The organism is Desulfolithobacter dissulfuricans (genome assembly GCF_025998535.1).
Taxonomy (GTDB): Bacteria; Desulfobacterota; Desulfobulbia; order Desulfobulbales; family Desulfobulbaceae; genus Desulfolithobacter; species Desulfolithobacter dissulfuricans.
The window spans coordinates 3,532,024-3,549,977 of the sequence record NZ_AP024233.1 but is presented as its reverse complement, the minus strand read 5'-3'; the positions used below and the strand labels follow the sequence as shown (position 1 = coordinate 3,549,977).

Sequence of the window (17,954 nt, the reverse complement as noted above, 5' to 3'; positions counted from 1 at the left end):
AAAAACAACTTTTTCAAGGCAACCGCCCGTTTGATGATAAAGGTATAACCAGGGGTATCCTGCAAAATTGCCTTTTTGCAAGGTACCCACAAGTGAAGACTGCCTAATATGAGTTTTACGACGCAGGGTTACGCAGCTACCCCCTTTGGATGACAGGATTATCAGGTAATGAGAAAAATTCTTGACTGGATCAAACAAAACCTCCTGCGGAGACACCCTGAAACGGCTCGTCTGTCTGCGACAGACTCCTTCAGGACCCTGTTTGCCAATTTCCAGGAACTCATCGACCTGAACAACCGGATCCTGCACCATGTTGCCGAGGCCAACGACAAGCTCAGCGGCGACTACATATTTGATTCCAACTACATCGAGACAACCTGCAGCAAGATATCGGCCATGGTCAAGGATCTGATCTATCTCATCAACAAGATGACCCAGCAGCAGTATCCCGGGCTCTATGACGCCTTCGAGCGGATCGAGGGCGACATCCAGGCCATGCTGGAGGGAAAGATCATCGCCCCCCGACCGGATTTCATCCTCCCCTATCCCATGATCGACCGCGACCTTATGGATGCGGTGGGCGGTAAAAATGCTCATATCGCCGAGATAGGCAATGTGCTCGGACTCAAGATTCCGCTCGGTTTTGCCATCAGCATCACGGCCTATCAGTATTTTCTCGACTACAACAAGCTCCAGCCCCAGATAGCGGCGATAACCGATAGCTGGCACCGGGGAGAGATCCAGGTGGATGAGGCCTCCCAGACCATCCGGAGACTGATCCTGTCTGCTGCCATTCCACCCAAACTGGAACAGAGAATGATCTTTGCCGCCCGGCATATCGCCAACCTCTCGGGCGAGAGCTCGCCACGCTTTGCCGTGCGTTCCAGCGCCTACGGGGAGGACAGCTCCTCCTCCTTTGCCGGCCAGTACCTGAGCCGGCTCAACGTAGCCCTGGACGAACTGGTGTCCAACTACCGGGACGTGGTGGCCTCGGCCTACACCATTCGGGCCATGGAGTACCGGCAGCAGAAGGATTTCCGGGAAAACGAGGTTCTGATGTCCGTGGCCTGCCAGCTGATGATCCCGGCCAAGGCCAGCGGCATCATCTACAGTATCGATCCGGTCCATCCGGAGAAAGAGACCCTGGTCATCAACTCCAGCTGGGGCCTGGGTGAACCGGTGGTCTCCGGTCAGACAGCCACCGACACCTTTGTCCTCGACCGCCGGTCACCCCATGTGGAGCGGGAGCTCAACGTGGTCCGCAAGGACCTCAATCTGGTGGCCTGCGGCGAGCAGGGGACCAACCTGGAACCGGTTCCCCAGTACTACCGGACCCGGCCCTCCCTGACCGCGGACCAGCGACACCGCCTGGCCGAGATCGCCATGCAGCTGGAAAAATATTTCAAGACGCCCCAGGACATCGAATTTGCCATCGATCACAAGGACGAGATAGTGATCCTCCAGGCCCGGCCCCTGCGTCTGAAAAGAAAGAACGCGCCCCGGGCCTCGGAACTGGCCGACCTGCCCGAGAGATACCCGGTCATCTTCAGGGACAGGGGCGTGGCTGCCATGGAAGGAGTGGCCGTGGGCCCGGTTCATTTCATCCGCACCGACAGCGACCTGGACAACTTTCCCGATGGCGCCATTGGTGTGGCAAGGTATGCCTCGCCCATGCTGGCACGCGTGATCCCCAGGGCGGTCGGCTTTATCACCGACGTGGGCGCCGCCACCGGCCACCTGGCCACCGTGGCCCGCGAATTTCGAATTCCAGCGCTTTTCAACACCGACGAGGCCACCAGCCTGTTGCACGAAGGCGAGGAAATCACCCTGGACACCGAAGAGCGGGTGGTCTACCGCGGCACGGTCAGGGAGCTGGAGCTCTTTGCCCTGTGCGAAGAACATATCGAAGAGACCTACGAGTACCGGCTGCTGCGGAGGATTCTCAAGAAAATCGAGCCTCTCAACCTGCTGGATCCCAATGCGGAGACCTTCAAACCGCAATACTGCCAGACCTATCACGACATCACCCGGTTCATCCATGAAAAGGCGGTGGCAACCCTGATCGACCGCAACTACTACCATTCCCATGATCCGGACACGGTGGCCGGCCGGCTGAAATGGGACTTTCCCCTGGACCTGATCCTGATCGATATCGGCGGCGGGATCTCCGGAACCGAGGATCATTTCGTGCTTCCCGAGCAGATCATCTCAGACCCCATGCAGGCCCTGCTGACCGGAATGTCCTTTCCCGGAGCCTGGGACATGACGCCGGCCCCGGTGGACATGGGCAGCTTCATGTCCAGCCTGACCAGGACCTTTTCCGCCGAGCTGAGCAACCCCCAGGAGGTGGGCCAGAACCTGGCGGTTGTTTCGGCCGAGTACGTCAACCTCAGCCTGCGGCTGGGATACCATTTCACCATCATTGACGCCTATGTGACGGAGAACATCAAAAACAACCACGCCTACTTCCGCTTTTCCGGCGGGGTGACCGACACGGTGCGTCGGAAACGGAGGACCAGACTGCTCGACAGGGTCCTGACCCATTATGATTTTGTGACCCAACACCAGGGAGATATGCTGGTGGCACGGCTGAAACGGCTGGATAAAAAAGGAATGATCAAGCGGCTCTATCTGCTGGGATTGCTGGTGGGCTTTACCAGGCAGCTTGACGTCCGCATGGTGGACGATCAGAAGATCGATTTCTACTACCGGAAAATCCTATCCATTATGGAGGAGAACGATGGACAACAACAAGACCAATATACTGATTTTAGACGATGAACCCATCGTCAGCAAACGACTGAAACCATCCCTGGAAAGAAAGGGTTATGAAGTTGAAACCTTTACCAGAAGCCGTGATGCCCTGGCCCGGATCCGGGAAAAACGGTTCGATATCGTGATAACCGATCTCAAGATGGAAGGAATCGACGGCATGGAGTTCCTGACCGAGGTCAAGAAGCTGTACCCTGGCACCGAAGTCATCGTCATTACCGGGTTTGCGACCATGGACACGGCCAAGGAATCCTTCCGCAAGGGCGTGTTCGACTTCCTGGCCAAACCATTCAAGCTCGGCGAGATCACCGAGGTGATCAAAAAGGCTGAAGCCAACATTAAAAACAGATAAACGCACGCACCATACCGCAAGAGGTATGCAGTGTGTCGAAGACAGACGGTGTATCGAAGACAGACGAAAACCGTCTGGTACCACAGACCGTGAAAGTGAGGTGAGATTCATGATAAAGACGTTACTGTACATAGATGAGGATCTATCGTCGAGCATTGCCCTGAGATATGCGGCCTACCTGTACAAACTCATTGATATGGAGCTGTATGTAACCCATGTGGAAGAGCCCGATCCCAACGAGCAGGCAGGAACCGGATGGGTTCGCCGCACCTGGGAAAACGGAGTGGCCTCTTCGGGCAGGCAGCTCATCGAACGGATGCTCCGGACCGAAAAGATACACTGTCCCCTGGCCGGCCGCCCCAAGGTCTTTGTCGGCGACAAGGCCAAGGAGATCTCCTATGAACTGCGTTCCGGTGGCTACAACCTCTATATGGAAGGCTACCTGAACACCGCCGACAGCGAAGCCTTTTACCAGTTGATTTCCTCGCCGGTATACACCAAGGCGCCCTGTCCGGTGATGGTGGTGAAAAACCTCTCGCTGAGCACCCGTTGCGCCCTGCTCTGCGCCGACAGCGTGGATCCGCAGGTCCTGGTGGAGAAAACCATGGCTATCATCGGCGACTCCACGCTCAGTGTGGACCTAGTCTACTTCAAGTTCAGGGAGAGCGAGTCCCTGACGTTTCTGGAAAAGAGAGAGGCCGGCTCCTCCCTGCAGCAGGCGGAAAAGCTCCTGGAAGAGGCGGGCAAGACGCCGGAGAATGTCACGGTCCTTCTGGGAACCCCGGAACAGGTGGGAGACCATCTCAAGGACTATGTCTTTGTCTCGTCCACCCTGCCGACCAGGAAGAGCATGCGCATGGAAGCGCTTGCCAACACCCTGTCCACGGTCATGCTGGTCCGCTGAGTGGTCGTCTGACTTCGACACACTGACCGGTGCGCAATTGCAACCAAAGGACAAGAACAGCAGGCTGTTGAAAAACGTAACGAGCAAGGATGAGACCAGGAAAAATAAGGCGAAAAAGCGCAGTGTACAGGAGTACATGAGCATTTCGGAGTTACGCAGATACGTGCAGACTTCGAGCTCGCTTACCCGTAGTCTCCCTTCGGTCGCTTACCTGAGCCGAATTTTGACGCCGTATCATCTTTTTCAACGGCCTGATAGAGCATGATCAGGAGGAAACCATGAAAATACTGGTAGCGCTGGACACGAAAGAATACAGCAAAAATATACTCAAGGATGTGGCCCGACTGGCCAAGAACACCTGGGCCGATCTCGTCTTTCTCGGGATTCAGGGGAAAAAGAGCAAGAAACCGGACTCGGAACTCGTCAATACCCTGTTCAAGTACCAGCAGGACGTCTTCAACTACTTCGGTCCCGAGGACCTGCCCTACAAATCCTTTGAAACCCGGACGCTGGAGCCGGCGGGAAAGGGCATCTGGTCGGCATCGTCCAAGGGCATGAAGAGCTTCACCATCCGCATCGGCAGCAGCAACATCGCCAAACAGATTGTTGCGGCGGCCACCGATACGGCCTGCGACCTGATCGTCATGGGCTGCAGCGGCAAGCTCGGCTGCGAGTGGGAAGGAGAGATGAGCGTGCCCCTGCGGGTGGCCGAGGATGCGCCCTGCTCGGTCCTGGTGATCAAGGAGCCGCGCAGCCCCAAACAGATCGTTTCCATCCTGGACCAGAGCAAGATCAGCCAGGATTCTCTGGAGCTGATCAATCAGCTGGTCACCCTGCACGAGGCCGGGCTCAAGATTGTCGGCCTGAAAGACAGCAAGGGCAGCAAGGGCGACGAGGAAAAGAAAATCGTCGAACTGCTCAAGTACTACAATGACCGGGAGATAAGCGCCTGGGTCAAGCTGCTGGACAGCACGGCCCTGAAAGACTATGTGGCCACCTCGTCCAGGGAAGCCATTGTCGCCCTGTGGATGGGGAAAAAATCACTGATCAAGAAACTCTTTTCCCAGAGCCTGGTGGACAAACTGCTGGAAAACACACGGTCTTCGGTGCTTATCCTCCGCTGATTTCACGTAAGTCATCGTTACAGGCACCCTCCTCTATGCGGTCGCTCCCGTCCGCATAGAGGGTGACATCGCTTCGCTGTTAGAGCGATCGAGTGCGTACCCTGTACTTTGATACGATTTCCCTCCCCGTGGCATGGTGTCATTTCCCTCCCCGACTCCATGCCACACACCTTGCAACCTCCCGCCCCGGCCAGGAGAGACTCCTCCCTGGCCGGGACCGGGATCCCACTGATCAAAGTATTTTGTCGAAAACACGTTCATCACTCCTACACGATGCTGCTGGCCGCGCCGGAGCGACTTGTCCAGTTCATTCCGCCTGAGTGCAGGGAAGCGGTAATCATAGATGAAGTGCAACGAATTCCTGCGATCAACCTGCCTTTATATTTTCTGATTACCACTGAAATTCAGCCTTCGATGGATGAAGGTGTCGGCCTGGCTGTACTGCTTTGAGCCGGGTCATAGTCTGTTTTTCTATCGATTCTTTCTTGTGTGCCACAACCCCAGGATATAAAAACAGAATTCTGCATTTGGAAACCAATCTCATATTTGCCAACACTGATGCCCCGCACTTCGTGCTCTTCAAGCTCAAAGAGTTGTTCATCTAACCGTGGATTTTTCAACAATCTGGTTGGTGTTTTGGTAAGCGACTGCACTGCTCGGGCAACGGCGGGTGGGTTGGACAACTGCCAGAAAATTATCAGGCTCAGCGTTGGTGCCGGCGCCAGCGGACGATTGGGACAATTTGCCTGAACAGGGAAGACAACAAAAAAGGCTTTACCCCGCTATTACCGGGATAAAGCCTGATTTTTTTGGTGGTGCCGGAGGACGGAGTCGAACCGTCACGGAGTTACCTCCGCCGGATTTTGAGTCCGGTGCGTCTACCAGTTTCACCACTCCGGCACGTGGTCCCGTTTTACTGCACCTGGCTTTTTGCTGTCAAGGATAATTCAAGGCCGGCAAGGCTCAGCTCTGGCCCGGACAATTGACAACCCCACCTGACCTGCGATAGAATGGCCGGCCTGTGTCCCCCTGATATTCCCTTTGCCCACAGGTCCACTTTCCATGGTAACCGCCCTTCTTACAGGTACTGTTTTTCTGGCCGCCGGCTTTGTCCAGGGGCTGACCGGCTTTGGTTCCGCCCTGGTGGCCATCCCCCTGCTCAGCCTGCTGATGGACGTCAAGACCGCGGTACCGCTCTGTACCCTGAGCGGAATGGTCATCACCTCCTATCTCGGCTGGCAGCTGCGGGACCATCTCCACTGGCACCGGATCCGGCCTCTGCTGCTGGGCTCCATTCCCGGTGTCCTGGCCGGAGTGACCCTGCTCAAGAAGGTGGATTCCGACGTCATCCGTAGCGGTATCGGAGTGCTGCTGATCACCTACTCCACCTACAACCTGCTGGTGCGGCCCAGGCCAGTGAACCCGGGACGATTCTGGGCCATCCTGGCCGGTTTTCTCACCGGGGCCATTGGCGCCGCTTTCAGCGCCGGCGGACCGCCGGTCATCATTTATACCTCCATGACCAGCTGGAAAAAGGATGTGATCAAAGCCACCCTCACCGGTTTCTTTGTCCTCAATGGCGTGGTGACGGTGACGGTCCATGCGACAAGCGGCATCACCACCTCCACGGTTCTCGGTTATTTTGCTGTGGCCGCACCCTGCGTGCTCGCCGGCACCATGCTGGGCTCGCGGGTGTATGGCAGAATCCGGCGGGATACCTACATCCGGCTGATCTACTGGTTCCTGATCGCGATGGGTATTATGCTGGTAGCCGGCTGAGCCGACAAAGAGGGCGGAAAGTGGTCATGGGTCAACGGCCTGGTAATCCCTCATTCGGCCGGGGCGAGGAAGATATTTTTCAGCTTGAGGAAATAGTCGACGCCGGACCAGATGGTCAGCAGCAGGGCCACATAGAGGATACCCAGCCCGATCTGATGCAGGGCCGGGATGGGCAGCATGTCGGCGGGGAAGATCAGGGTGGCGAGGCCCACATACTGGGTCACCGACTTGGCCTTGCCAAGGCCGGAGGCCGAGACCACGATACCGGCCGAGGCGGCGATTCCCCGCAGGCCGGTGATGATCATTTCCCGGCAGAGAATGACCAGGGCCAGCCAGGCCGGCAGCCGTCCCAGGGGAATGAGCATGATGAGTGCCGTGGCCACCAGCACTTTGTCGGCCAGCGGATCCATGAGTTTGCCCAGCACGGTTTCCGCCTTGGTACGGCGGGCGACAAAGCCATCCACCCAGTCCGAGGCGGCGGCGATGATAAAGACCAGAAAGGACCAGAAGGCAAGCCCTGGGGTCTGCTCCGGCATCAGCATCACAGCCAGCACGCCGGAGAGAAAAAAACGAAGCGCCGTAACAACATTGGGTATATTGACTACCTGATTCACGGGCTCAGTTGACCGTTACCAGTCGGCGGACGTTGATGGACGTGGAAAGTACCGCTCCCTTCTGATAGGACCGGTACAACTTTATCACCTTGCGGACATAGGCCCTGGTTTCCGGGATACGGGGAACATCCCCGTGACGGGAAACCCGGCCCGGGCCCGCGTTGTAGGCTGCCAGGCTCAGCGCCAGGTCGCCGTGATAGGCATCCAGCAGCTTGCGGAAATACCGGGTGCCGCCCCGAATATTCTGGGCCGCGTCAAAGGGATTCTCCACCTCGAGCTCCCGCGCCGTATCCGGCATGAGCTGCATGAGCCCCTGGGCGCCGTTGGGGGACACCGCATAGGGATCGAAGTTGGACTCTGCCTTGATAATGGCTTTGATCAGATGGGGATCGACCTGGTGTTCAAAGGCGGCCCGCCGGATATATCGCTCCAGCTCACCGCCCGAGACCGTAATCTTACGTTTGCGCGGCTGAATTCTGTCCAGGGCTGACTGGCCCAGGGACCGTTTCCCGGACACGGCCACGGATGGCCGGGTCACCGATTCTTCGCGCTGCACGAACCGATAGCGGCTGTCTGCCGGCACATTGGTATAGTGCCAGACACCGTTGTCATCTACGTAGCCGTAGATGTCCCCCATGGCCGGTGCAGCCAGCAGAGTAAGAAAACAGCTGCTCAGCGCGAAGAATCGAAAAATGTAAGTCACCCTTACTTCTGCCTCTTTTCCCAGTCAGCCAGGAATTTCTCCATTCCGATGTCGGTCAGCGGATGCTTGGCCAGCTGGGCAATGACCTTGTAAGGAATGGTGGCGATGTCAGCGCCGATCAGGGCCGATTCCACCACATGCATCGGGCTGCGGATGGAGGCGACAATAATCTCGGTGGTGAACCCGTAATTCCTGAAGATGGTCAGAATGTCGCTGATCAGGTCCATACCGGTCTGGGAAATATCATCGAGCCGGCCAACAAAGGGACTGACATATGTGGCTCCCGCCTTGGCAGCCAGCAGGGCCTGTGAAGAGGAGAAGACCAGGGTCACGTTGGTCTTGATATCTTCGGCGCTCAGAATCTTGACCGCCTTGAGGCCCTCTTCGATCATCGGGATCTTGATGACGATGTTGTCACTGAGCCGGGCCAGCTCCCGGGCCTCGGCAACCATGCCTTCGGCATCGAGACTGATCACTTCGGCGCTGATGGGCCCGTCCACCAGCTCACAGATATCCTTGAGAATCTCCTCGAAGGGACGCTGTTCCTTGGCCACCAGCGAGGGGTTGGTTGTCACACCGTCCACCATGCCGAGATCCATGGCTTTTTTGATCTCGTCGATATTGGCTGTATCTATAAAAAATTTCACGTTGTTCCTCCGCACTTCCTTGTCAAATATCCAGCCCCGCGCCGGGGCCGGACCAGCTTTTTTTGTTCTGGAAAGAAAATTTATCCGCCCCTGGGGCTGATTTCCCTATACATCGTCCCGGGGTGTTTCACCCCCCTCGATGAACCTGTCGCAGCAATCCTCGCTGCAGAAATACCAGGTTTTGCCCTGCTGCCGCAGTCGGACGGCCTGGTGCCTGGGAATCAGGGTGTGACAGACCGGGTCCTCCACCAGCACGTCCTGGACACCGGGCTCCTTTCCTGCCCGATCTTTCTTCTCTTCCTCGACCTGGCCTGAACCGGAGCTGCCCAGACCGCGCAGCATGCGATACCCGATGTAGAAAAGGATGGCCAGAATAACAAGCCGTACCGGACTCATATGGCCGCCCCCCCGGCTCGTACCGCCAGACCCTCCCCGGGGCCCGGTTTCCGGCAGAATCCTCCCGGACCGGCGGGTCCTGGCCCGGCTTCTTCAGTGCCTGGTATCATCCTCTCACACATAAGATCATTATAGCCGCCAAATCATAAAAGGCTACCTTGAAAAAGCCTCGTTTTGTCCAGAGCGCCGCCTTCCCCCTTTCAATGGTCCGGCAACCTTTGCCAGGAAATCCGCTCGACCAGGGGCTGGTCCGGCCTGGACCGCAACCGCTCGCAAAGGGTGCGGATATCCAGGCCCAGGAGCGGATGGACTGTCCCTGGTGCGATCTCGGCCAGGGGCTCCAGGACAAAACCGCGGCCATGCATCTGCGGATGGGGCAGGGTCAGCCGGTCCGTGGAGAGGACCAGATCACCATAGAGTAGGAGATCCAGATCCAGGGTACGATCCTGGTGCCCGGCCGAGCCGTCCCGCCGGCGCCCGAAGAGGGCCTCGATATCCAGCAGGAGCAGGAGCAGCTCATGGGCGGACAGCGACGTCCGGATCTGGGCGGCCGCATTGACAAACCAGTGCTCGCTCTCCATGTCCACCGGCTCGCTCCGAAAAGGCGAGGACAGGACCAGCGGCTCGATACCGTCCCGGGAGGCCAGGTCGTCCCAGGCGTCCTGGAGGATCTGCCGGGAATCACCCAGGTTGGAGCCGAGTCCTATGCAGGCTGTGATCATCCCCGGGTCCGTGGAAAAAGAATATCTGGATCCATTATCTGCTCTGCCTCAGCGTACAATTACAAAGGAAATAACAGCATCACGGATCCCGTCAACAAAAAAAGCCCGCCGCAGTGGGCAGGCTTTCTCGCCGGGAAAACGGATTAAAACTCGTTGAGACCCAGGACATCGAACATGGTGTACATGCCATTGGGCCGGCCGGCCACCCAGGCGGCGGCCAGGGCCGCACCGCGGGCGAAGTTGTCGCGACTGTGGGCCCGGTGGGTGATCTCGATCCGCTCACCGGCCCCGGCAAAATAGACCGTATGTTCACCGACAATATCCCCGGCCCGGATGGTCTGAATGCCGATCTCCTCATCGGTCCGCTCACCGATGATGCCGTTGCGCTCAAAAACGCCCACTTTGGCAAGATCGCGACCCAGGGCCCCGGCAGCCATTTCTCCGAGCTTCAGGGCCGTGCCCGAGGGGGCATCTTTCTTCATCCGGTGGTGAGCCTCGACGATCTCCACGTCATAGGCGTCACCCAGGATGGAGGCCGCCTTTTCCACCAGCTTGAACAAAACATTGACCCCCACCGCCATGTTGGGCGCCTGGACACAGGGAAAGTGCGCCTCGGCCAGCTCCCTGAGGGTGGCCAGGTCCTCGGCCGACAACCCGGTGGTGCCGATGACCATGGCCCGGCCGTGCTCGGCCGCCGTGCGGGCAAAACCCATGGTGGCCTTGTGGAAGGTAAAGTCGATGATCACATCACCCTTGTCGATGACCGCATCCAGGCCGGGTTCGATAGTAACCCCGGTGGTGCCGAACCCGCCATTCTCGCCCACATCCCGGCCCACGGCCGGATTGTCGGGGTGCTCGAAGGCTGCCGCCAGTTCAAGGTCCGGGTTCCGGGTCACCATGTAGCTGATCCGCTGGCCCATGCGGCCGGCTGCTCCGGCAACGATTACTTTTGTCATACCGTCTCTCTTGTTCGTACCTGATAATCTTCAGGCCACCGGTTGCCCGTGCCGCCACAGACAACCCGCAGCCTGTACCTCTGTTTTCGCCCCTTTCTACAGCAGGCCCACGCCCTGCATGGCCTTCTTCAGCACCTCGATGGAGCCCTCGTCCATGGAGGTCATGGGCAGGCGGACCTCACCGGACTTGATCCGGCCCAGTATCTCCAGGGCCTTTTTCGCCGGCGCCGGACTCGGGTAGCAAAACATGGCGCCCATGAGCGGAAAGAGATGGTAATGGAGCTCATTGGCCTTCCTGAGATCACCGGCAAGGGCTGCTTCCATGAGCTCGGCCATGGCCGCCGGCATGACGTTGGAGGTCACGGAAATAACCCCCTTGCCGCCGATCAGGACCGTGGGCATGGCGGTGAAATCATCGCCGGAGAGGACAATGAAGTCCTTTGGACAGAGGCGGATCACCTCGGATATCTGATTGAGGCTGCCGCAGGCCTCCTTGATGCCGATGACGTTTGGCAACTCGGCCAGCCGGGCCACGGTGGCCGGGGCCATGTTGGTCACCGTGCGGCCGGGCACGTTGTAGAGCACCATGGGGATGTCCACCGCCTCGGTGATGGCCTTGAAATGCTGGTACAACCCTTCCTGGCTCGGCTTGTTGTAATAGGGTACCACCGACAGCACGGCATCGGCACCGCTGGCCTTGGCCGACTCGGTCAGGTCGATGGCCTCCAGGGTGTTGTTGGCCCCGGTCCCGGCAATGACCGGTACCCGGCCGTTGACAGTCTTGACCGTAAGCTCGATCACCCGTTTATGTTCGTCGAAATCCAGTGTGGCTGACTCACCGGTGGTTCCGCACGGGACGATACCGTGGATGCCGCTTTCAATCTGAAACTCGATAAGGTCGGCCAGTCCCTGTTCATCGACCTTGCCGTCCCGCATGGGGGTGACAATGGCGGTAATGGCTCCCTGGATATTCTTTTTCATCTGCTTCCTCCTGAAAATCAAAAACTCTGGGGGGAAAATAAGAGGTTAGAGAAGCGCCTCGGCGCTCAGCTCTCCCTTGTATATAACATGGGCCGGGCCTTTGAGAAAAACGTTTGTGGCCTGGTTACCGCTCTGAAGATCGAAAACAATGGTCAGTCGGTCACCGCCCGAGGTGATAATCTCCACCGGCGACTCGGCCTCGCCCAGCATGGCGCTGACCAGTGCTGCGGCCGCAGCCCCGGTTCCACAGGCCATGGTCTCGTCCTCCACTCCACGTTCGTAGGTCCGGACCTTGAAGGCTCCGTCGGCCTCCCGGTGGACGAAGTTGACGTTGGTCCCGGCCGGGGCGAACTCGGGATGGTGGCGGATGAGCGAACCAAGCCAGCAGACGTCCATGGACTCGATATCATCGACAAAGACCACCGCGTGCGGCACTCCGGTGTCAATGGAGTGGACCAGGATTTTTTCGTCCTCCACCTCCAGGCTCCGGTGGAGGATGGCCCGTCCCGGTTCAGTCATCTTCACCGACACATTGATATCCGACACCGTGGCCTCGATGATTCCGGCCAGGGTTTCGAACCGCATCCGGGCCGGGGCAATGGAGTGAATATACGCATAACGGGCCGCGCAGCGGGCCCCGTTGCCGCACATCTCGGCCAGGGACCCGTCGGCATTGTAGAACTGCCAGCGGAAATCCGCCACCTCGGAGTCCTCGATCAGGATCAGACCGTCAGCACCCACGGAAAATTTGCGGCGGCAGACCAGCCGGGCAAAGGCGGACTGGGCCTCGGGTTCGATCAGCGGTTTGCGGTGATCAATGATGATGAAATCATTGCCCGTACCGCTCATCTTGACAAAGGGCAAAGGCCGCCCGGCCATCCCGCCATCCATTCCATACTCCATCAGCTGCACTCCACATTAATTTCCCCGACGATCAGATCATCATACTCCTCCCGCCGCCGGATCACGTGGTACCGGTCACCGCAGACCATAACCTCGGCTGCCCGGGGCCGGGAGTTGTAGTTGGAAGCCATGGAAAAGCCATAGGCCCCACTGCTCATGATCGCCAGCAGATCGCCCTGAGCAACCCTTGGCAGGCACCTGTCCCGGGCCATGAAGTCCCCGGTTTCGCAGATGGGCCCGACTATATCCACCACCTCTTCGCCGCCATCATTGCGCCGGACCACCGGCTGGATTTCGTGATAGGCCCCGTACAGGCTCGGTCGGGTCAGGTCGTTCATGGCCGCGTCGACGATAACAAACCGCTTCTCCTCCTCTCCGCCGGCATTGACCTTGGTGTACTGGACCTCGGTGACCAGGATGCCGGCATTGCCGGTAATCACCCGGCCCGGCTCCAGAATCAGAGTCACATCCATATCTCCAAGCTCGGATCGGACCGCCGCCGCATAGTCATGGGGATGGGGGGGCTGCTCATCGTCATAAGTGATGCCGACCCCGCCACCCAGATCAAGATACCTGATCGCTATTCCCCTCTCTTCCAGCCGGGCGACAAACCTCTTGAGTTTACGAAGCGCTTCAATAAACGGATCAATCTGCGTCAGCTGAGAGCCGATATGGCAACTCACGCCAAGGATCTCGATGTTATCCATGTCCCGGGCCCGCTCATACTCGGCCAGAGCCTCGTCCACCGGGATACCGAACTTGTTCTTTGCCAGACCGGTGGAGATATAGGCGTGGGTCTTCGGGTCCACGTCCGGGTTGACTCGGAAGGCCACCGGTGCCCTGGTGCCCAGTTCCGCGGCGACCTCCTGTAGCCGGTCCAGCTCCTGGGCCGATTCGACGTTGAACATCAGGATGCGGGCCAGCAGGGCCTCTCGCATCTCGGCCCTGGTCTTTCCCACGCCGGAATAGATGATCCTGGCCGGATCGATCCCGGCCTTGAGGCAACGGAACAGTTCGCCGCCCGAGACAATATCCGCCCCACCGCCAAGGTGACCGAACAGCCTGAGGATGGAGATGTTGGAGCAGGCCTTGACCGCGAAACAGGTCAGATGCGGAAAGCCCTCGAATCCCGAGTCAAAGGCCTTGAAATGCCGCTCAAGAGTGGCATGGCTGTAGAGATAGAAAGGGGTGCCGACCGCCCTGGCGATCCGGGGCACCGCGATGTCTTCGCAGTATAATGTGTCGTCCCTGTATTCAAAATGGTGCATTTGTCAGTTCCTGATCATCACTTCTGGTGAGCTCATGCTCTCATTGGCCGGCCTGGCCCCGTCAATACTTGATACCGAGTAATACAGCCGCTGTCCCCGGTGGGGCGGAGTTCGGTCGATGAACATGGTGTAGGGGGCATTGACCTCGCCCACCAGCTCCGGGGCCCGGTCGCCGGACAGACGCCTGTAGACCCGGTAGCCCTTGAGATCCCGGTCCGGCACCGGCTCCCAGAACACCTTGATACCCTTGCCGGTGCGGATGGCCCGCACCCCGGTCGGCGGGGCAGGCGGAGTTCGGTCCACCGGGCTGACCGCCACGTCTGCACTGGTGCCGCCGCCCACGATGCCGCGTTCAAACCGTTCCAGGGCCTGGACGTGATAGAAATACTTGCGGCCATTGACCACCGCCGTATCGACAAACCGGGTCTCCTGCACCGGCCCGTCCAGGGGTTCAAAGGTTCCACCGTCGGTGGACCGGTATACCTGGTACTCCACCGGTCCGGTGACCGGGCTGGAGTCGAGGTGGGAGACCACCGGCTGCCAGGCCAGGACAATACGGCTGTCCTCAGCCCTTGCCCGCAGACCGGCCGGAGCCTTGAGCGGGATATGCCAGAGAAAGGACACGATGTTGGAATCGGCGGACTCGGCCCACCAGCCGCTGCGGGCGCGGACCTTGAAAAAATAGAGATGGCCGGGCCGCAGCAGGGTGGACTCGAAGCGACCGGTTCTGCCGCCCTCGGGCGGGACCGTGCCGCCGGGAACAAGGATGGGCTGGCCAAAGGGAATCGGACAGGTGTCGCAATAGTCCTTTGCCGGTACCACGGCTCGATAGATGGCAAAGGAATCAATCTGCTCCAGACGATCGCCGGTGACGGTCCTGGTGGGATAGGACCAGGTCAGGGTGACGCCCCTTTCGCTGAGCTGATAGCGCAGATCACGCACCGGCTCCGGCATCACCTTTCCAGGCGGTACCGGATCTGTCTTGTAACCGCATCCGGACAGCAGGGCCAGCAGAAGCAGCACCGCCCCCAGTACCATGCCTGATCGCCTGGTTGTATTCATCACGTCATTCCCAGTTGCCGCTCAGCCCTTTCCAGGGCCTCTTCCACCCGCACCCGGGCCGTGCCCCCTTCGGAGACCCGGCTGTTGACCGAGCCTTCCACCGAGAGCACCTCAAACACATCCTCTTCGATCAGGTCGGAGAACTGCCTGAGCTCATCCAACTCCAGCTCGTCGATCTCCACATCCCGCTCCTGGCAGTGGGCCACGATCCGCCCGACCACGCCATGGGCCTGGCGAAACGGCATATTTTTCTTTACCAAATAATCCGCCAGGTCGGTGGCGGTCATGAAACCGCCCCGGGTGGCTTCCGCCAGCCGGTCAGTCCGGAAGGTGGTATTGTCGAGCAGTTCCGCGGTAATCGACAGACTGGCCTTGACCGTGTCCAGGGCATCGAAGAGCTGTTCCTTGTCTTCCTGCAGATCCCGGTTGTAGGTCATGGGCAACCCCTTGACCGTCATCAGCAGCGCCACCAGGGCCCCGGCCACCCGGCCGGTCTTGCCGCGGATAAGCTCGGGGATGTCAGGATTTTTCTTCTGCGGCATGATCGACGAACCGGTACAGTAGCGGTCGCCGATATCAATGAACTCGAACTCCTTGCTCGACCAGAGCACCAGCTCCTCGGCCAGCCGGCTCAGGTGCAGCTGGATCACGGTGAGACAGAACAGCATTTCCATGGCAAAATCCCGATCGCCGGAGGTATCCATGGAGTTGGCGGTGATTTCGTCAAAACCGAGCTCCCTGGCTACGAAACGCCGGTCGATGGGCAGACCGGTTCCGGCCATGGCCGCGGCACCCAGCGGCATGACAGCAAGACGCCGGACGCAGTCGGCCACCCGGCCGCGGTCACGGCCAAACATTTCATAGTAGGCCAGCAGGTGATGGGAGAGCAATACCGGCTGGGCCCGCTGCAGATGGGTGTAGCCGGGCATGACCGCGCCAAGATACCTGCGTGCCAACCGGACAAAGCTTTTCTGGACCCCGGCCAGCAGTTCGTCCAGAACCCGGCCCTCGTCGCGCAGGTAGAGACGGATATCCAGGGCCACCTGATCGTTGCGGCTCCTGGCCGTGTGCAGCTTTTCACCGGCAGCGCCGACCTTCTCGGTCAGGGCCTTCTCGATATTCATGTGAATATCTTCAAGCTCCGGCCGGAAGGTGAAACGGTCCTGCTCGATCTCGGACTCGATCTCGGCCAGCCCCTTCAGGATGGCGTCCCGTTCCTGCTCGCTGATCAGTCCCTGCCTGGCCAGCATCCGGGCATGGGCCATGGAACCCTGGATGTCATGGCGATAGAGACGCCAGTCGTAGCTGATCGACTCGGTGAAGGCCTCCACCGACGCCGCCGTGGTCCCGGCAAACCGTCCGCCCCAGAGCTTTTTGTTCTTATTTTTATCTGTCGAGCCTGGTTGCCCGTTATCCTGTGCCATGTCTGTCTTTTTCAAGCCCCCGGCATGCCGGGGGAGAGATATTCATGTTACGTCCGGCTACCGGATGAGCCGGCCAGAAATCTCCGGAACGGGGTTACTTCCTGCTCAGGGCCTGGATCTGCAGCCGAAGCGAATTGAGCTTGATGAAGCCGGCCGCATCCGCCTGGTTGTAGACCTCGTCCTCTTCAAAGGTGGCAAAGGCCTCGTGGTAGAGGGAGTTGTCCGACTTGCGGCCAACAGGCATGCAATTGCCCTTGTAGAGCTTGAGCCTGACCACGCCGTTCACCGTTTTCTGGGCCTCGTCCATGGTGGCCTGCAGGAGCCGCATCTCCGGGGAGAACCAGAACCCGTTGTAGATCAGCTCGGAATAGCGCGGAACCAGGGAATCGCGAATGTGCATGACCTCCCGGTCCAGGGTGATGGTCTCCAGGTCGCGATGGGCCGCCCGGAGAATGGTCCCGCCCGGGGTCTCGTACACGCCGCGGGACTTCATGCCGACAAAGCGGTTCTCCACCATGTCCAGCCGGCCGATACCGTTGGCCCCGCCGAGCTCGTTGAGCCGGGTCATCATCTCCACCGGCCCCAGCCGCTCGCCGTCGATGGCCACCGGGTTGCCCTGCTCGAACTCAATCTCCACGTAGGTGGGCTTGTCCGGTGCCTTTTCCGGCGAAACAGTGAGTTTGAACATGTCCTCCTCGGGCTCGTTCCAGGGATCCTCCAGAATACCGCCCTCGAAGCTGATATGAAGCAGGTTCTCATCCGAGCTGTAGGGTTTCTCCTTGGTCACCGGCACCGGAATATGGTGCTTTTCGGCAAAGGCCAGCAGCTTGTTGCGGGAATCCAGGTCCCAGATCCGCCAGGGGGCGATGATGGTCAGCCTGGGATTGAGGGCCAGGTAGGTGAGCTCGAACCGGACCTGGTCGTTGCCCTTGCCAGTGGCCCCGTGGCTGACCGCGTCAGCGCCCTCGGCCTCGGCGATCCGTACCTGTTCCTTGGCGATCACCGGCCGGGCCAGGGAGGTGCCCAGCAGATAGGAGCCTTCATAGATGGCATTGGCCCTGAAAGCGGGGAAAATGTAATCGCGGACAAACTCCTCGCGCAGGTCCGAGATGACGACCTTTTCCGCCCCTGTGGCCAGACCCTTTTCCCGGACCGCGTCCCAGTCCTCGTGCTGGCCCACGTCGGCGGCAAAGGCGATGACCGGACACTGGTATTCCTCTTCCAGCCACTTGAGGATGACCGAGGTATCCAGGCCGCCGGAATATGCTAAAACTATCTTGTTTACTGCCATGTCTTTTTTTTAGATTCCAAGGTTGGTGTTTACCAGGCCGTTGCAAAACTACTGCG

17 protein-coding genes and 1 tRNA gene are annotated in these 17,954 nt (G+C 59.2%); 5 read left to right on the top strand and 13 right to left on the bottom strand.

The window, feature by feature from the left end:
- The first annotated feature begins 168 nt into the window (after positions 1–168).
- The 4 genes from GF1_RS15905 (at position 169) to GF1_RS15890 (ending at position 5,152) form a co-directional block, all read left to right on the top strand.
- Entirely contained in the window at positions 169–2,781 is a 2,613-nt protein-coding gene (locus GF1_RS15905) for a PEP/pyruvate-binding domain-containing protein (RefSeq protein ID WP_267927537.1), read from the top strand.
- Entirely contained in the window at positions 2,741–3,124 is a 384-nt protein-coding gene (locus GF1_RS15900; protein WP_267927536.1) for a response regulator, read from the top strand. The genes GF1_RS15905 and GF1_RS15900 overlap by 41 nt, the downstream gene beginning before the upstream one ends.
- Before the next feature lie 109 nt (positions 3,125–3,233).
- On the top strand, positions 3,234–4,028 hold the full coding sequence (locus tag GF1_RS15895) for a hypothetical protein (protein ID WP_267927535.1): 795 nt from the start codon (positions 3,234–3,236) through the stop codon (positions 4,026–4,028).
- 278 nt (positions 4,029–4,306) lie between these two features.
- Positions 4,307–5,152, top strand: a complete 846-nt coding sequence (locus GF1_RS15890; RefSeq protein WP_267927534.1) for a universal stress protein — start codon at positions 4,307–4,309, stop codon at positions 5,150–5,152.
- Positions 5,153–5,965: 813 nt separating this feature from the next.
- Here GF1_RS15890 and GF1_RS15885 read toward each other — a convergent pair.
- Positions 5,966–6,052 (bottom strand) — tRNA-Leu (locus GF1_RS15885).
- 162 nt (positions 6,053–6,214) lie between these two features.
- Between GF1_RS15885 and GF1_RS15880 the strand changes: the two genes are divergently transcribed.
- Positions 6,215–6,931, top strand: a complete 717-nt coding sequence (locus GF1_RS15880) for a sulfite exporter TauE/SafE family protein (RefSeq protein WP_267927533.1) — start codon at positions 6,215–6,217, stop codon at positions 6,929–6,931.
- Positions 6,932–6,981: 50 nt separating this feature from the next.
- On the opposite strand, the gene pgsA is transcribed toward GF1_RS15880, so the two are convergent.
- From pgsA to GF1_RS15820, 12 genes are all read right to left on the bottom strand, one after another.
- A complete protein-coding gene (gene pgsA / locus GF1_RS15875; RefSeq protein WP_267927532.1) occupies positions 6,982–7,545 on the bottom strand; it encodes a CDP-diacylglycerol--glycerol-3-phosphate 3-phosphatidyltransferase in 564 nt (187 codons plus the stop codon).
- 4 nt (positions 7,546–7,549) lie between these two features.
- Entirely contained in the window at positions 7,550–8,248 is a 699-nt protein-coding gene (locus tag GF1_RS15870; protein WP_267927531.1) for a lytic transglycosylase domain-containing protein, read from the bottom strand.
- 2 nt (positions 8,249–8,250) lie between these two features.
- Positions 8,251–8,895, bottom strand: coding sequence for a fructose-6-phosphate aldolase (gene fsa / locus GF1_RS15865; protein ID WP_267927530.1), 645 nt, complete (start codon positions 8,893–8,895; stop codon positions 8,251–8,253).
- 105 nt (positions 8,896–9,000) lie between these two features.
- Positions 9,001–9,291 (bottom strand): YHS domain-containing protein, encoded by a 291-nt coding sequence (locus tag GF1_RS15860; RefSeq protein ID WP_267927529.1) that lies wholly within the window; start codon positions 9,289–9,291, stop codon positions 9,001–9,003.
- 200 nt (positions 9,292–9,491) lie between these two features.
- Positions 9,492–10,013: a 2-amino-4-hydroxy-6-hydroxymethyldihydropteridine diphosphokinase gene (gene folK / locus GF1_RS15855; protein ID WP_267927528.1), complete on the bottom strand. Its 522-nt coding sequence runs from the start codon at positions 10,011–10,013 to the stop codon at positions 9,492–9,494.
- A gap of 143 nt (positions 10,014–10,156) precedes the next feature.
- Complete coding sequence (gene dapB / locus GF1_RS15850) at positions 10,157–10,969, bottom strand: 4-hydroxy-tetrahydrodipicolinate reductase (RefSeq protein ID WP_267927527.1); 813 nt, start codon at positions 10,967–10,969, stop codon at positions 10,157–10,159.
- A gap of 96 nt (positions 10,970–11,065) precedes the next feature.
- Positions 11,066–11,950, bottom strand: a complete 885-nt coding sequence (dapA, locus tag GF1_RS15845) for a 4-hydroxy-tetrahydrodipicolinate synthase (protein ID WP_267927525.1) — start codon at positions 11,948–11,950, stop codon at positions 11,066–11,068.
- Between the two features lie 45 nt (positions 11,951–11,995).
- Positions 11,996–12,853, bottom strand: a complete 858-nt coding sequence (dapF, locus tag GF1_RS15840) for a diaminopimelate epimerase (protein ID WP_267927524.1) — start codon at positions 12,851–12,853, stop codon at positions 11,996–11,998.
- Positions 12,853–14,121 (bottom strand): diaminopimelate decarboxylase, encoded by a 1,269-nt coding sequence (lysA, locus tag GF1_RS15835; RefSeq protein ID WP_267927523.1) that lies wholly within the window; start codon positions 14,119–14,121, stop codon positions 12,853–12,855. Before lysA ends, dapF begins: the two co-directional genes overlap by 1 nt.
- A 3-nt stretch (positions 14,122–14,124) precedes the next feature.
- Positions 14,125–15,183, bottom strand: coding sequence for a fibronectin type III domain-containing protein (locus GF1_RS15830; RefSeq protein ID WP_267927522.1), 1,059 nt, complete (start codon positions 15,181–15,183; stop codon positions 14,125–14,127).
- Positions 15,183–16,607, bottom strand: a complete 1,425-nt coding sequence (argH, locus tag GF1_RS15825) for an argininosuccinate lyase (protein WP_267927521.1) — start codon at positions 16,605–16,607, stop codon at positions 15,183–15,185. Before argH ends, GF1_RS15830 begins: the two co-directional genes overlap by 1 nt.
- Before the next feature lie 94 nt (positions 16,608–16,701).
- Positions 16,702–17,898: an argininosuccinate synthase gene (locus GF1_RS15820; RefSeq protein ID WP_267927520.1), complete on the bottom strand. Its 1,197-nt coding sequence runs from the start codon at positions 17,896–17,898 to the stop codon at positions 16,702–16,704.
- Between the last annotated feature and the right edge of the window lie 56 nt (positions 17,899–17,954).